The sequence below is a fragment of the Brevundimonas sp. MYb52 genome (genome assembly GCF_002979535.1).
In the GTDB taxonomy this organism is placed as follows: domain Bacteria; phylum Pseudomonadota; class Alphaproteobacteria; order Caulobacterales; family Caulobacteraceae; genus Brevundimonas.
In genome coordinates this window covers 1-14,339 of record NZ_PCPB01000011.1, presented here as the reverse complement: position 1 = coordinate 14,339, position 14,339 = coordinate 1, and the positions used below count along the sequence as shown (strand labels likewise).

Below are 14,339 nucleotides of genomic sequence, written 5' to 3'. Positions count from 1 at the left end.
GTCTCGCCAAGGTGCCGCCCGAATTCTGTTGGGGAAATGAACCATGATCCGCACCCTGGCGTCCGCCGCCGCCCTTCTTCTCGCCGCCGGAGCCGCACCCGTCGCCATGGCCCATTCGACTGACACGCCCGCCGCCGTCGCTTCCACGCCGGGTTTCGCCACCAGCGACGCGACTGACCCCTATATCTGGCTGGAAGAGGTCGAGGGCGAGCGCGCCATGGACTGGGTCAAGGCCCACAACCAGACCTCGCTGGGCACGCTGCAGGGCGACCCCCGCTACGACGCCCTGCACCAGCAGGCCCTGGACCTGGTTCAGTCGCGCGACCGCATCCCCTCGCCGGGATTCACCCATGACGGTCATGTCGACAACTTCTGGCAGGATGCGACCCACGTGCGCGGTATCTGGCGCCGCACGACGCTGGACAGCTATCGCACCGACGCCCCGACCTGGGAGACCATTCTTGACATCGACGCCCTGTCGGCCGCCGAGGGCAAGAATTGGGTTTACAAGGGCGCGACCTGCCTGGCGCCTGAGGAACGCTACTGCCTGCTGTCCCTGTCGGACGGCGGCAAGGATGCGGTGACCATCCGCGAGTTCGACAGCGTGACGAAAACCTTTGTCGAAGGCGGCATCAACCTGCCGGAATCCAAGGGCGGGGCCAGCTGGATCGACAAGGACACCCTGCTGATCTCGCGCGACTTCGGCGAGGGCTCGCTGACGGACTCGGGCTATCCGCGCACCGTGCGCCTGATGAAGCGCGGCCAGAGCGTCGATCAGGCGGTCGAGGTCTTCGCCGGTCAGCAGGCCGACGTCTCGGTCTCGGGCTACACCCTGCGCGACGCCGACGGCGTGGTGCAGGCCGTGCTGCTGAACCGCGGGATCAACTTCTATGAGAGCGAAACCTGGCGTCTGAACGCCGACGGCACGACCACCCAGCTGGCCCTGCCGCTCAAGGGCAACATCAACGCCCTGGTCAACGGCCAACTGGTGGTGACGACGGATCAGGACTGGACCGCGCCCTCGGGTCAGGAATTCAAGACCGGCGACGTCATCGCCTGGAACCTGCAAGCTTGGCTGGCCGATCCCAAGACCCCGGCGCAACTGGTCATCCGTCCGGGCGAGCGCGAGGCGATCGAGGGCATCAGCGCCACGCGCAACAAGCTGGTCGTGGCCCTTTATGAAAACGTGCGCGGCTCGGTCTATGTCTATGACCCGGCCGACTGGAGCCGCACCCGTCTGGACCTGCCGCAGAACGTCTCGGTCGGCGTCGGCTCGGCCTCCGAGCAGGACGACAAGATCTTCGTCAGCGTCACCGGCTATCTGAACCCGTCCAGCCTCTATCTGGCGGATGCGGCGACCGGCGCCGTCGCCCTGACCAAGTCCCTGCCGGCCAAGTTCGACGCCAGCGGAATGCGCGTGGATCAGTTCGAGGCCCGTTCGGCCGACGGGACGATGATTCCCTATTTCGTCGTCCACAAGGACGCCATGGCCATGGACGGGTCGAACCCGACGCTGCTCTATGGTTACGGCGGCTTCCAGTCGTCGCTGCTGCCGGGCTATTCGCCCACGGTCGGCAAGCTGTGGCTGGAGCGCGGCGGCGTCTATGTCATCGCCAATACGCGCGGCGGCGGCGAGTTCGGACCCAAGTGGCACCAGGCGGCCCAGCAGGAAAACCGCCAGCGCGCCCATGAGGACTTCCAGGCCGTGGCCCTGGACCTGATCGCGCGCAACATCACCAGCCAGCCGCACCTCGGCGTCATGGGCGGCTCGCAAGGCGGCCTGTTCATGGGGGCGATGCTGACCCAGCGCCCGGACCTGATCAACGCGGCGGTCATCCAGGTGCCCCTGTTCGACATGCTGCGCTTCCACAAGCTGTTGGCCGGCGCCTCGTGGATCGGTGAATACGGCAACCCGGACATCCCGGAGCAGCGCGCCTGGATCGAGGAGTACTCGCCCTATCAGCGTCTGGCGGCGGGCCAGCCCTACCCCGAGGTCTTCATCCACACCTCGACCAAGGACGACCGCGTCCACCCCGGCCACGCCCGCAAGGCGGCGGCCCGTCTGGAAGAGCTCGGCTATCCGGTGCTCTTCTATGAAAACGTCGACGGCGGCCACGCGGCCGGCGCCAACCTGCGCGAAACGGCCCGCCGCATCGCGCTGGAATACACCTATCTGACGCGTCGCCTGATGGACGACCCGGCGCAGCAGTAACCCCGGCCCGCTCATCCCGCAGAAGCGGGGACCCAGGTTTGAGCCTCGCGCCCAGACCTGGGACATGAGCGATGATTCTGACGGCGGCTGGTTCAGCCAAAGCCCTGGGTCCCCGCTTCCGCGGGGATGAGCGGAGAAAATCATGAAGTCCCTGTTCCTGTCCGCCGCCCTGCCGGTGCTGATCCTCGCCGCCGCTCCGGCCCTGGCTTTGGCGCCCGCCGATCCGACCGCCGCCGCTGCGACCAACCCGCCGCCGCACTTCCCGCGCGACCTGTCGCCTGAGGGAGTCAAGGCCGCCGACGACCATCTGGCGCTGGAAGAGGTGGACGGGGTCGAGGCCAAGGCCTTTGTCGCCGCCTCGAACGAGAAGGCCCTGTCGGCCCTGACCGGCGACCGCCGCTACGAGCCCTTCCGCCAGCAGGCCGAGGCCATTCTGACGGCCACCGACCGTATCCCCGGCGTCAGCTTCCTGGGCGAAGGCCTCGGCAACTTCTGGCAGGACGCGGCCAATCCCAAGGGCGTCTGGCGCCGCACGACCCTGGACAGCTATCGCAGCAACCAGCCGCAGTGGGAGACCCTGCTCGACATCGACGCCCTCGCAAAAGCTGAAGGCCGCGACTGGGTGTTCAAGGGCGCTGACTGCCTGGCGCCGGACGAGACCCGCTGCCTGATCAACCTGTCGGACGGCGGCAAGGACGCCGTGACGGTCCGCGAGTTCGACCTGACGACGAAAACCTTCGTCACTCCGGAGAATGGGGGCGGCTTCGTCATCCCCGAGGGCAAGCACCGCCTGACCTGGCTGGATCGCGACACCCTGCTGATCGCCACCGACTTCGGACCCGGCACGATGACCGAGTCGGGCTATCCCTTCATCGTCAAATCCCTGAAACGCGGCCACCCTCTGGCCCATGCGACCGAGGTCTATCGCGGCCAGCAGTCCGACGGCGGCTATGGCGTCTCGCCCATGGTCTTCCGCGACAAGGCCGGGGCGGTCGAGGCGGTCCTGTTCAGCCGCCCGCTGGACACCTTCCGTTCGGAGATCTGGGCGCTCGGCGCTGAGGGCAAGCCGTACAAGCTGAGCCTGCCGGAACGCGTCGCTGTCGAAGGCGTCATGGGCGGCAATCTCATCTTCTCGCCGGATCAGGCGTGGCGCTTCGACGGCCAGGACTATGCGGCGGGTTCGCTGCTGTCCCTGCCGCTGGGCGTCCTGGGACCGGTTCGGCTGGATATCGCCATCGGCGCGGACCGCGCGACCATCTTCACGCCGACGCCGCGCCAGTCGCTGCAGAACGTGACGGTCCTGTCCGACAGCATCGTGGCCGTGATCGCGGACAATGTCGTGGGCACGCTGAAGCGTTTCATTCCGAGCGCGAACGGCTGGACCGCGACTGAGCTCGCTGTTCCCGCCAACAGCGCTGTGGGCCTGGGCGACAGCTCCAAGTCCAGGGGCCAGGTCTTTGTCTCGACCCAGGGCTTCCTGACGCCGCCGACCCTCAGCCTTGCCGACGTCTCGACCGGCGCCCTGACCGAGCTGAAGTCGGCCCCGGCCAAGTTCGACGCCTCGACCCATGTGGTCGAACAGTTCGAGGCGACCTCGACCGACGGGACGAAAATCCCCTACTTCGTCACCCGTCCGAAGAACCTGGCGATGGACGGCACCGGTCCGTCCATCCTGTTCGGCTACGGCGGCTTCCAGGCCAGCTTCCCGCCCGCCTACAAGCCCGAGATGGGCAAGCTGTGGCTCGAGAACGGCGGCGTCTTCGTTCAGGCCAACATCCGCGGCGGCGGCGAGTTCGGCCCCGGCTGGCACCAGGCGGCCCTGCGGGAAAACCGCCAGCGCGCCTTCGACGACTTCGCCGCCGTGGCCCGCGATCTGGAGCAGCGCAAGATCACCAGCCCACGCCACCTGGGCATCTACGGCCGCTCGAACGGCGGGGTTCTGACCTCGGTGTCGATCACCCAGCGTCCGGAACTGTTCAACGCGGCGGTGATCGAAAGCCCGCTGATCGACATGCTGCGCTATCAGGACCTGCCCGCCGGCGCCTCGTGGATCGGCGAATACGGCGACCCGCGCATCCCCGGCGACGCCGAGTTCATCGCGCGTTATTCGGCCTATCAGCAGCTGCGACCCGAGGCGAAATACCCGCGCGTCTACATCACCACCAATACACGCGACGACCGTGTCCACCCCGGCCACGCCCGCAAGTTCGCGGCGCGCCTGGGCGATCAGGGCCACGACCACCTCTATTACGAGGACACGGCGGGGGGGCATTCCAACGACGCCGACCCGGTCGCCAACGCCCGCCGCTGGGCCCGGCACTATGTCTATCTCAGCCAGCAGCTGATGGACTGAACCGGCGCGGCCCTGGGCAGCCCAGGGGCGGCAGGCCAATGAAGCCAATGAATATGTGAGGTTCTTGCCGCTCACGGTTTTATGAGCGGCGCGGATGGATCGAAGGGCTAGGATCGCGGCCATGAAGGCAAGGGGTCTGATCAAGAGCGGTTTTCTCGTTGCGGCGATCATCGGCGTCGGCGCGGCCGCCCCGTCACGTGAGCGCGACGCCTCGGTCCAGCCGGTGGTGGTCGAACTGTTCACGGCCCAGGGCTGTTCCGGCTGTCCCGACGCCAACCGCACCCTGGAGGCGGTGGCCGATGAGCCGGGCGTCATCGTCCTGACCTACGGCGTTGGCTACTGGGACTATCTGGGCTGGTCCGACACCTTCGCCAAGCCCGAGTTCGCCGCGCGGCAGCAGGCCTATCGTCAGGCGCTCAGGTTGAGGAATGTTTCGACGCCCCAGGTGGTGATCGACGGCCGCCGCCATCTGTCCGGCGCCCGCTCGCCCGAGCTTCAGGCCGCGATCGACGCCGAGGCGGCGGCTCGCCTGCATCCGCCCGAGATCGAGTTTCGCGAAACCGGCGACCGCGTCGGCGTCGGCTCCGGCCGTCCACCCGCCGGCGGGGCCGAGGTCATGGCCGTCGTCTATCAACCGGGGCTGCAGACGGTGGAGGTGCGCCAGGGCGACAACCGCGGTCAGGCCGTGCGCCACGTCAACGTCGTGCGTGAAGTGAAGCGTCTGGGCGACTGGACCGGCCGTCCGGTCCTGTTTGTCCTTCCGCCGGATTCCGCCTCAGAAGACAATGTCGTAGTTCTGGTTCAGGCCAAGACGGATCGGCGCATCCTGTCGGCGGCGCGTCGGGCGGAACCGGCGCGCGATTGAACCGCTGACCGAAAGGGGCTAAAGGCCCGCCGCTCTTGATGGGCGCGCCGCTCCGCGCGACCCGGAGGTTATGCATGGCCGGGGATACGCCCCGCGGCGACGCTGAGACGTCCGCCGCAAACGCTTCTGAACAACCCAACGCCCAGACTCCCGCTCCGCAGGGTCATGGCAAGGCGACGCATCGCGCCTTGATTCTGGGCGCCATCGGCGTCGTCTTCGGCGACATCGGCACCAGCCCCATCTACGCCCTGCGCGAGGCCATCGGCCACGCCCAGAAGGGCGTCGGCGGCGAACTGGCCATTATCGGCGTCGTCTCCCTGGCCTTCTGGGCCCTGATGGTGGTGGTGACGTTCAAATACGTCATGTTCCTGATGCGGGCCGACAACAAGGGCGAGGGCGGCACCCTGTCGCTGATGGCCCTGGCCCAGCACGCGGTCGGCCGACGCAGCGCCTGGCTGTTCATCCTCGGCGTCTGCGGCGCGGCGCTGTTTTACAGCGACGGCGTCATCACCCCCGCCATTTCGGTGCTGTCCGCGGTCGAGGGTCTGAAGGACGCGCCGGGTCTGAATGGCGAGCTGGACCCCTTCATCCTGCCGATCTCGGCCGGCATCCTGGTCGCCCTTTTCATGGTTCAGTCGCGCGGCACCGCCGGCCTGGCCAAGTTCTTTGGTCCCATCACTGCGGTCTGGTTCCTCAGCCTGGGCGTCCTGGGCCTGACCCATATCTTCGACGACCTGTCGATCCTGCGCGCCCTGTCGCCGATTTACGGGATTGAGCTGCTGCTCAAGGACGGTTTCCTCGGCTTCGTCATCCTCGGCAGCGTCTTCCTGGCCGTGACGGGGGCCGAGGCCCTCTATGCGGACATGGGCCATTTCGGCAAGGCGCCGATCCGTCAGGGCTGGCTCTTCGTGGTCCTGCCCTGTCTGACTCTCAACTATCTGGGCCAGGGCGCCTTCCTGCTGGACAACCCCGGCGCGGCGGACAATCCGTTCTGGAACATGGTGCCGCAGATGATCTACTGGCCCATGCTGATCCTGGCCACGGCGGCTACGGTCATCGCCAGCCAGGCGGTCATCACCGGGGCCTTCTCGGTGACGCAGCAGGCGGTTCAACTGGGCCTGCTGCCGCGCATCGACATTCGCAACACCTCCGAGACCCTGGCCGGCCAGATCTATGTCCCGGCGGTCAACAGTCTGCTGATGATCGGGGTCCTGTTCCTGCTGCTGACCTTCCAGTCGTCGCATAATCTGACGGCGGCCTATGGCGTGGCCGTCACCGGCACCATGCTGGTCAACACCCTGATGTCCTGGTCGGTGGTGACCAAGAAATGGAAGTGGCCGATGTGGGCGGTGCTGGGCACCCTGGTCCCGTTCGGGATCATCGACGGCGTCTTCCTGACCTCCAACCTGCTCAAGATCCCCGACGGCGCCTGGATGCCCCTGGTGCTGGGCGGCGGTCTGGTGCTGATCATGTGGACCTGGGTGCGCGGCACGCAGATCCTGACCGAGAAGACCCGCAAGGACAGCCTGCCCTTGCATGACCTGATCGAGATGCTGAAGGCGCGCCCGCCGCACCGCGCGCCGGGCACGGCCATCTTCCTGACTTCGGACCCCGAGGTCGCGCCGGTGGCCCTGATGCACAACCTCAAGCACAACAAGGTGCTGCACGAGAAGAACGTCATCCTGACGGTCCACACCGCCGACCGGCCGCGTGTGGCCGACAGCCATCGCGTGACGATGGAGCCGATCAGCGACGACTTCAAACGCCTGACCATCACCTACGGCTTCATGGAGACGCCCAATGTGCCGCGCGCCCTGGGCCTGTGCCGCAAACAGGGTCTGAAGTTCGACATCATGTCGACCAGCTTCTTCCTGGGCCGTCGCTCGGTGGTGCCGTCGGCGCGTCAGGGCATGCCGCTGTGGCAGGACAAGCTGTTCATCTTCCTGATGCGCAACGCGGCCAATCCGACCGACTTCTTCCATATTCCGCCCGGCCGCGTGGTCGAACTGGGCACGCAGGTATCCGTATGAGTGGTGGCACCCCCAAGGGCAAAAGCTCGGCCGCACGCGGTCGTCGCATGGCTGAGAAATCGCGTCCGCGTCGTGAGGCCAAGCCCGAGATCGTCGCTGACGACCCCCACGCCGACATTGGCGTCGAGGCGCGTCTGGTGGCCGGCATCCTGCTGAACGCGGCCCTGGAGAAGCGCACAGGTCTGGACGAGGCGCTCGGCCAGTCTCCGGCCAAGGATCTGGCCGGTCCCGACCGGGCCTTCGCCCGCGCCGTGGCCATGGCCGCCCTGCGCCGTCTGGGCGAGATCGATCAGATTCTGGACCGCCGCCTGCAGAAGGCCCCGCCGGCCCCGGTGCGCACCATCCTGCGCGTCGCCCTGGCTCAGACCCTGGTGCTGGGCACGCCCGCCTTCGCCGCCGTCTCGACCGCGGTGAAGCTGGCCGAGCGCGACGCCAAGACCCGCCCCTACAAGAACCTGGTCAACGCCGTCCTGCGCGGCGTCGATCGCGACGGCCCGGGCCTGACGACCGCTGAGTCCAACCTGCCCGACTGGCTGGCCGCGCGCTGGAAGGCGACCTACGGCGAGGCCGCCCTCCTGGGTCTGGCCCTGGCCACCCGCGAGGAACCCGCCACCGACCTCAGCGCCAAGCCGGGCGTCGATCTCGAAGTCCTGGCTCAGGACGTCGAGGGCGAGGTCCTGCCCGGCGGCACGGTCCGCACCGGCAAGCGCGGCGACGTGGCCGGCTGGCCCGGCTTCGAGGCCGGCGACTGGTGGGTCCAGGACGCCGCCGCCGCCGTCCCCGCCCGCCTGCTGGACGCCCAGACCGGCGAGACCGTGCTGGACATGTGCGCCGCCCCCGGCGGCAAGACCCTGCAACTGGCCGCCGCCGGCGCCGAAGTCGTCGCCGTGGACCGCTCGCCCGCACGCCTGAAGCGCCTGAAACAGAACTTCGATCGCACCGGCCTGCCGGTCGAGGTCGTGGCGATCCCGGTCGAGGACTGGGAGGATGCGCGCACCTTCGACGCCGTCCTGCTGGACGCGCCCTGCACCGCCACCGGCACCTATCGTCGCAACCCCGAAGTCCTGCGCGCCACCCGACCCGCCGAGGTCGCCAAGCTGGCCGATGTGCAGCACCGTCTGCTCGACGTGGCCGCCGAGAAGGTGAAGCCCGGCGGTCGTCTGGTCTATTGCGTCTGTTCGCTGGAACGCGAAGAGGGCGAGACCCAGGTCATCGCCTTCCTGCGCCGCAACCCGGCCTTCCGCACCGTGCCGGCTGTTCCGGCGGAGATCGGGGCCCCGGACGAAGCCCTGACGCCCGAAGGCTGGCTGCGCATCCTGCCCTCGCAGTGGGCCGAGCGCGGCGGCGTGGACGGCTTCTTCGCGGCCAGGCTGGAGCGGATCGCCGACTAGGAGACGGTTCCGGCGTAAAGGCCGATGGCCGCCACAAGGATGGAGCCGAGCAGTCCGATGACGGCGATAACCGCCGTCAGGATCACCGCCTTGACGCCCCCAACCAGTGGGGAGCGATACCATCGGCCTCGCCCCATCCTCAGGAAGGCGACCAGGCCGAGGACCGCCATGGCCAGGCTGGCCAAGGCCGCGAGCGGCCCGGCGCCGTAGAGGAACCAGGCAATGGGCAGAAGCGGCACGGTCCAGGCGTTCAGATAGGCGCAGGCGGCGCGAAAGCCGCGGCGCCAGCCCAGCGTCTCCGGGTCCCACCAGCGCAGCAAAGGCGTGGCGGCGACAACGTAGAAGGTCGCCAAAAGCGGAACCATGATCAGGCTCATCCAGCCGTCGGCGTCGGCGATGAAGGCGTCGCGCGTCTTGCCGGAGGCTTCAATGGCGGGAAGCAGGATCTCGGGCGGCAATCCCCGCAGCAGGTTGGCCGACCCGCCGTTGAGGAACTGGATCAGCATGAGGACGCCGTTCAGCGCCAGATAAAGACGCAAGGGTCGGGCGTAGCGACCGGCGCCTGTCGCGCCCTGCGTCATCCAGGCCTCCAGCACCTGACGGGGGCGCAGCAGCAGGTCCCTGATGGTGCGAAGGTCGGTCGAGCCGACGCCCAGGGCGTCCTCCGACAGATCGTCGATGGTCTGCGCCCGCGCGGATCGGGTGTTCTCGTGGTCGGTCATCTTGCGTCCCCTGCCCCGTCTGGATCGCATTGCGGCGCGGCCAGGGCAAGGGTGGGGGGCAAGGGTGGGGCATACAGGGCGAGGGCGGCTAGTCCTCGTCTTCGATGTGGTGGATCTGGTCGTCGTCGAGCCCCAGGTGGTGGCCGATCTCATGGATCAGGACGTGGGCGATGATCTCGGCCAGGCCGACGTCGCCGCGTTCGCACCACTCATCCAGGATCGGACGGCGATAGAGGAAGATGCGCGAGGGTTCCGCCGCCGGACCCATGGCGTCGCGCTCGCCGATGTGAACCCCGGAATAGAGGCCGGTCAGTTCGAACGGGTCCTCGATCTCGAGGTCGGCCAGGGTCTCCTCGTCCGCGAAGTCATCGACGCGGATGACCACCTCTCCCGCGGCGTGGCGGAACACGTCGGGTAGGGCGGCGAAGGCGGCCTCAGCCAGGCGGGCGAAGTCGTCGAGCGAGGGGGCGGGCTGGTCGTTCCACGCCGGGTTCGGGGTCTGGGTCATGCTTTCGGTATCGCCTTGGGAGGGGCGCGCCGCAATCCGTCGTCTCGCCGCATCGCAATCGCTGCAATCAGGGTATGGTAAACGCGAATCGGTCCGGCGCCCGCGTGGCGCGGGTCCGGCGACAGACGGGTTTCTTGGGGAAGGCATGGCCGAGGCCGACATCGCCTATGTGGCCACCGCGGGCGCGGCAGGGCTGGCGCTGGCGATCAGCGCCTGGGCCTGGCGGCTGCGCAAGCGTCTGGGCGCGCGCGAGACCGAGATCGAGACCTGGCTGTCCGGTGAACGCGCCCACGCCGCCGCCTGCGAAGGCGCGCTCAACGTCTTCGACGACGTGAGGCTGGCTCTGACGCCCGAGGGCGCGGCCCAGTCGGTGTTCGGCGCGCCCGAGGCTCTGGCCGTGCTTGCGCCGGGTCGCGAAGGCGTCGCGGCGGCCGAGGCCATCGTGGGGGCGCTCAACCAAACCCATACAGGTCACATGGAAGGCCTGATCCAGCGCGGCGAACCGTTCGAAACCCTGCTGGAAACGGCGGACGGCGCCTGGGCGGTCGAGGGCCGCGCCCTGGGCGGTTCGGCCTGGCTGCGACTGTCGAAACTGGGCGGGGCTGAAACCGCCGCCGACGCCGGTCTGGGCGCTCTGACCGAGGCCTCGCCCGCTCCGACCTGGGTGGTCGACGGCGCCGGTCAGCTGATCTGGGCCAACAAGGCCTGGCTGACCGAGACCAAGGCCGAGACCCTGGCTGAGGCGCATGAGGCGGGGCTCAGCTTCGATCGCGGCGCCGACCTGATCGTGGCCGAGGCGTCGCGCCTGAATGCGCGCCAGGAGGGCTTCCGCTGGGTGTCGTCGGACGGTCGGCGCAAGGCCTGGCGCATCCTGGCCGAGCCGCTGGCGGGCGGGCGCGGGGCCGTCATCGCCTTCGCCATCGACATGACCGAGGCCGAGGAGACGCGCGACACCCTGCGCCGTCACGTCGAAGCCCATGACGAGACCCTGAACCACCTGGCCGACGCCGTGGCCATCTTTGGCCCGGCCAAGCGGCTGGCCTTCCACAACACCGCCTTCCAGTCGTTGTTCAACATCGACCCGGCCTGGCTGGACGAGCGCCCGACCCACGCGGAGTTGCTGGACCGTCTGCGCCAGAAGCGACAACTGCCCGAGGTCATCGACTACGCCGGGTGGAAGGCCAGCGAGCTGGAATTCTACGGCGCCGCCCAGGCCGCGCCGGATGACAGTTGGTCCCTGCCCGACGGCCGCACCCTGCGGGTGGTGCGCCAGCCCCACCCCCTGGGCGGCATCCTGCTGATCTTTTCGGACATCACCGACGAGCTGCAGCTGCGCAGCCGCTACAACGCCCAGATCCAGGTCCAGACAGCGACTCTGGACAAGCTGAACGACGCGGTCGCCGTCTTCGGCTCAGACGGACGGCTGCGCCTCAACAACGACGCCTTCGAGAGCTTCTGGGGCGTGACGGCCGACCAGTTGGCCGAGGCCGGTGATTTCGACGCGGTGGCCGCCCTGTGCCGCCCGGTGCTGGACGACGCCGCCCTGTGGCTGGGCCTGAAGGCGCGCGTGGCCGATCCCGATCCCGAAAGCCGTGTTCCGATCTCGGGCGAAGGGCGCACCGATGACGACCGCGTGGTGGCCTGGCAGACCCGCCCCCTGCCCGACGGCGCCACCCTGGTCGCCTTCTCGGACGTCACGGCCCGGCGCGAGCTGGAACAGGCCCTGGCCGCCAAGGAAGCCGCCTTGGCCGAGAGCCAGGCCCTGAAGCGCGAGTTCGTCGGCAGCGTCTCCTATGAACTGCGCACCCCCCTGACGACCATCGTCGGCTATTCCGAACTGCTGGAAGCCATGGGCGACCTGCCCGAGCGCAGTCGCCAGCATGCTGGGGCCATTCGCGTCGCCGCCAGCCACCTGGCGCGCTCGATCGACGATGTTCTGGACATGGCCCAGATCGACGCCGGGGAGATGGAGCTGACGCTGGGCGACATGCGCGTCTGCGACCTTCTGGAGGCCGCCGCCGACAAGGTGCGGGCCAAGGTCGAGGGCCGCGGCGCGGCCCTGAGCGTCGCCTGCCCGCCCCGGCTCAAGCCGATCCGCGGCGACGTCCGCCGCATCGCCCAGGCCGTAGATCACCTGCTGGAAAACGCCTGCCGCGCCGTGTCCGAAGGCGGGGCCGTGACGCTGACGGCCGAGGTCGGCGCGGGCGAGGTGCGCATCCGGGTCGAGGACACCGGACGCGGCATTCCCTATCACCTGCAGGCCCACGTCTTCGACCGCTTCGTGCGGCGCGAGCGCGGCGGGCCGGGCGTGGCCCTGGCCCTGGTCAAGGCCCTGGTCGAGCTGCACGGCGGCTGGGCCGAGGTTCAGTCCGAACCGGGCAAGGGCGCGGCCTTCATCCTGCACCTGCCGGTCGAGGCCACGGCGCCCACGGCGGCCCCGGAACTGCTGCTGGGCTGATCTTTGCGTCAACGACGTGCTAGAGGGCTTGTCCAAGCCCCTCAGGACGTCCCCATGGCCGACACGACCCGCCCCCTGCTCAAGACCGCCATCATCTATGATTTCGACGGCACCCTGGCGCGGGGAAACATGCAGGAGGTCAGCTTCATCCCCTCGATCGGGATGACGCCGGCCCAGTTCTGGAACGAGACCGTTCGTCCCCGGACCATCGCCTCCGACGGCGACGGCATCCTGATGTATATGCAGATGATGCTGTTGGCCGCGCGCGAGCAGGGCAATCCCGTCACGCGCCAGACGCTTCAGGATCACGGCCGCGACGTGGCTCTGTTCGAGGGTCTGCGGGACGGCAGCTGGTTCGACCGCATGAACGCGTTCGGCGCCCAGTACGGCCTGGAAATCGAGCACTACATCATCTCGGCGGGCCTTGAGGAGATGATCCAGGGCTGCCCCATCGCCGAGGCCTTCACCCACGTCTTCGCCTCGAAATACGCCTATGACGACAACGAGGTCGCCGTCTGGCCCGCGGTCGGCGTCAACTACACCACCAAGACCCAGTACCTGTTCCGCATCAACAAGGGCGTGCACAACCACTGGGACGACGAGCGCATCAACCGCTTCATCCCCGACGAGGAACGCCCCATCCCGTTCGACCGGATGATCTTCCTCGGCGACGGCGACACCGACGTGCCGACCATGAAGATGATGCACACCAAGGGCGGCTTCTCGATCGCCGTCTATGACCCCGACAACACCCCGCGCGATCACAACAAGATCCACCGCCTGATCTCGGAAGACCGCGTCAACTTCGTCGCCGAGGGCGATTACCGCGAAGGCACGCCGGTCGACCTGATCGTCAAAGGCCTGATCGGCCGCATCGCCGTCAACTACGGCCGCATGCCGGCGGACTGATCCGGCGGCAGCCCGAGAGCCTCTTAACGAGGGGCGCGCTTGGCCAGGATGCGTTGCAGGGTGCGGCGGTGCATGCCCAGGCGGCGGGCGGTTTCCGAGACATTGTGGTCGCACAGCTCATAGACGCGCTGGATATGCTCCCAGCGCACCCGGTCGGCGCTCATGGGGTTTTCCGGCGGCTCGGGCGCCTCGCCGACCGAGAGCAGGGCCTTGACCACATCGTCGGCATCGGCGGGCTTTTGCATGTAGTCGACGGCGCCGGCCTTGACCGCTGCGACGGCGGTGGCGATGGCGCCATAGCCGGTCAGCATGACGATGCGGGCGTCCTCACGGCGCTCGCGGATGGCCTCGACCACCTTGAGGCCGTTGCCGTCTTCCAGCCGCATGTCCAGCACGGCGAAGGCGGGGACCGAGACGCGCAGGGCGTCGCCGGCCTCGGCCACTGACCCGGCCAGAGTGACCTCGAAGCCGCGCGCTTCCAGCGCCCGGCCCATGCGGGTGCGCAGGGCCGCGTCGTCGTCGAGCAATAGCAGGGTCTTGTCGGCGAGGGTGGCGATGCGGGCTTCGAGTTCGGACATTCGGTTCTCCTGACGCTCAGGTCGTGCGTCTCAGCCGCATGGTCAAGGTTTTAGCTCGCGACTGCGACATCAGGTTCCACCTAGACCTTGGCGGTTTCAAGGGCGGGATCGGCGACTTCGAGGGCTTGTCGCGGCCAGCGGACGGTGACGCGGGCGCCGCGCGGTTGGCCCTTTTCGCCGTCGCCGGATCCGACCGAGACCTTGCCGCCGCTGCGTTCCAGCAGGGTGCGGGCGATGAAGAAGCCCAGGCCCATGCCGCCCTGGCTGGGGGCGATGGGGGCGGTGACGGGGGGCGGGCTCTTGCTGCCCTTGG

Annotated in this window: 11 protein-coding genes; 7 read left to right on the top strand and 4 right to left on the bottom strand. The window is 68.4% G+C overall.

The window, feature by feature from the left end:
• Positions 1-43: 43 nt before the first annotated feature.
• The 5 genes from CQ039_RS12030 to CQ039_RS12010 all read left to right on the top strand — a co-directional run bounded on the left by CQ039_RS12030 (position 44) and on the right by CQ039_RS12010 (position 8,851).
• On the top strand, positions 44-2,212 hold the full coding sequence (locus CQ039_RS12030; protein ID WP_105564281.1) for a prolyl oligopeptidase family protein: 2,169 nt from the start codon (positions 44-46) through the stop codon (positions 2,210-2,212).
• Between the two features lie 142 nt (positions 2,213-2,354).
• Positions 2,355-4,565, top strand: a complete 2,211-nt coding sequence (locus CQ039_RS12025) for a prolyl oligopeptidase family protein (protein ID WP_105564282.1) — start codon at positions 2,355-2,357, stop codon at positions 4,563-4,565.
• A 121-nt stretch (positions 4,566-4,686) separates the two neighbouring features.
• Positions 4,687-5,430, top strand: coding sequence for a thioredoxin family protein (locus tag CQ039_RS12020; protein ID WP_105564283.1), 744 nt, complete (start codon positions 4,687-4,689; stop codon positions 5,428-5,430).
• Between the two features lie 74 nt (positions 5,431-5,504).
• On the top strand, positions 5,505-7,460 hold the full coding sequence (locus CQ039_RS12015) for a potassium transporter Kup (protein WP_105564284.1): 1,956 nt from the start codon (positions 5,505-5,507) through the stop codon (positions 7,458-7,460).
• 47 nt (positions 7,461-7,507) lie between these two features.
• Entirely contained in the window at positions 7,508-8,851 is a 1,344-nt protein-coding gene (locus CQ039_RS12010) for an RsmB/NOP family class I SAM-dependent RNA methyltransferase (RefSeq protein WP_233190291.1), read from the top strand.
• On the opposite strand, the gene CQ039_RS12005 is transcribed toward CQ039_RS12010, so the two are convergent.
• Together CQ039_RS12005 and CQ039_RS12000 are read right to left on the bottom strand one after the other, a co-directional pair.
• Positions 8,848-9,573 carry a hypothetical protein gene (locus CQ039_RS12005; protein WP_105564286.1) on the bottom strand — a complete coding sequence of 242 codons (726 nt, stop codon included), beginning with the start codon at positions 9,571-9,573 and terminating at the stop codon, positions 8,848-8,850. The genes CQ039_RS12010 and CQ039_RS12005 overlap by 4 nt on opposite strands.
• Positions 9,574-9,661: 88 nt before the next feature.
• A complete protein-coding gene (locus tag CQ039_RS12000; RefSeq protein ID WP_105564287.1) occupies positions 9,662-10,081 on the bottom strand; it encodes a metallopeptidase family protein in 420 nt (139 codons plus the stop codon).
• A 145-nt stretch (positions 10,082-10,226) separates the two neighbouring features.
• Here CQ039_RS12000 and CQ039_RS11995 point away from each other — a divergent pair, with 145 nt between their 5' ends.
• The gene (locus tag CQ039_RS11995; protein WP_105564288.1) at positions 10,227-12,539 is read left to right on the top strand and encodes a PAS domain-containing sensor histidine kinase; all 2,313 of its coding nucleotides are present in this window, start codon (positions 10,227-10,229) and stop codon (positions 12,537-12,539) included.
• A 54-nt stretch (positions 12,540-12,593) separates the two neighbouring features.
• Positions 12,594-13,448, top strand: coding sequence for an HAD family hydrolase (locus CQ039_RS11990; RefSeq protein ID WP_105564289.1), 855 nt, complete (start codon positions 12,594-12,596; stop codon positions 13,446-13,448).
• Between the two features lie 23 nt (positions 13,449-13,471).
• Here CQ039_RS11990 and CQ039_RS11985 read toward each other — a convergent pair whose 3' ends face one another.
• Complete coding sequence (locus tag CQ039_RS11985; RefSeq protein WP_105564290.1) at positions 13,472-14,026, bottom strand: ActR/PrrA/RegA family redox response regulator transcription factor; 555 nt, start codon at positions 14,024-14,026, stop codon at positions 13,472-13,474.
• Between the two features lie 80 nt (positions 14,027-14,106).
• The coding region (locus CQ039_RS11980; RefSeq protein ID WP_146113545.1) for an ATP-binding protein at positions 14,107-14,339 on the bottom strand (233 nt) is incomplete at its 5' end.

Coding starts and splice junctions, on each gene's coding strand:
- CQ039_RS12030 (WP_105564281.1), top strand. CDS start 44: ATGATCCGCACCCTGGCGTCCGCCGCCGCCCTTCTTCTCGCCGCCGGA.
- CQ039_RS12025 (WP_105564282.1), top strand. CDS start 2,355: ATGAAGTCCCTGTTCCTGTCCGCCGCCCTGCCGGTGCTGATCCTCGCC.
- CQ039_RS12020 (WP_105564283.1), top strand. CDS start 4,687: ATGAAGGCAAGGGGTCTGATCAAGAGCGGTTTTCTCGTTGCGGCGATC.
- CQ039_RS12015 (WP_105564284.1), top strand. CDS start 5,505: ATGGCCGGGGATACGCCCCGCGGCGACGCTGAGACGTCCGCCGCAAAC.
- CQ039_RS12010 (WP_233190291.1), top strand. CDS start 7,508: ATGGCTGAGAAATCGCGTCCGCGTCGTGAGGCCAAGCCCGAGATCGTC.
- CQ039_RS12005 (WP_105564286.1), bottom strand. CDS start 9,573: ATGACCGACCACGAGAACACCCGATCCGCGCGGGCGCAGACCATCGAC.
- CQ039_RS12000 (WP_105564287.1), bottom strand. CDS start 10,081: ATGACCCAGACCCCGAACCCGGCGTGGAACGACCAGCCCGCCCCCTCG.
- CQ039_RS11995 (WP_105564288.1), top strand. CDS start 10,227: ATGGCCGAGGCCGACATCGCCTATGTGGCCACCGCGGGCGCGGCAGGG.
- CQ039_RS11990 (WP_105564289.1), top strand. CDS start 12,594: ATGGCCGACACGACCCGCCCCCTGCTCAAGACCGCCATCATCTATGAT.
- CQ039_RS11985 (WP_105564290.1), bottom strand. CDS start 14,026: ATGTCCGAACTCGAAGCCCGCATCGCCACCCTCGCCGACAAGACCCTG.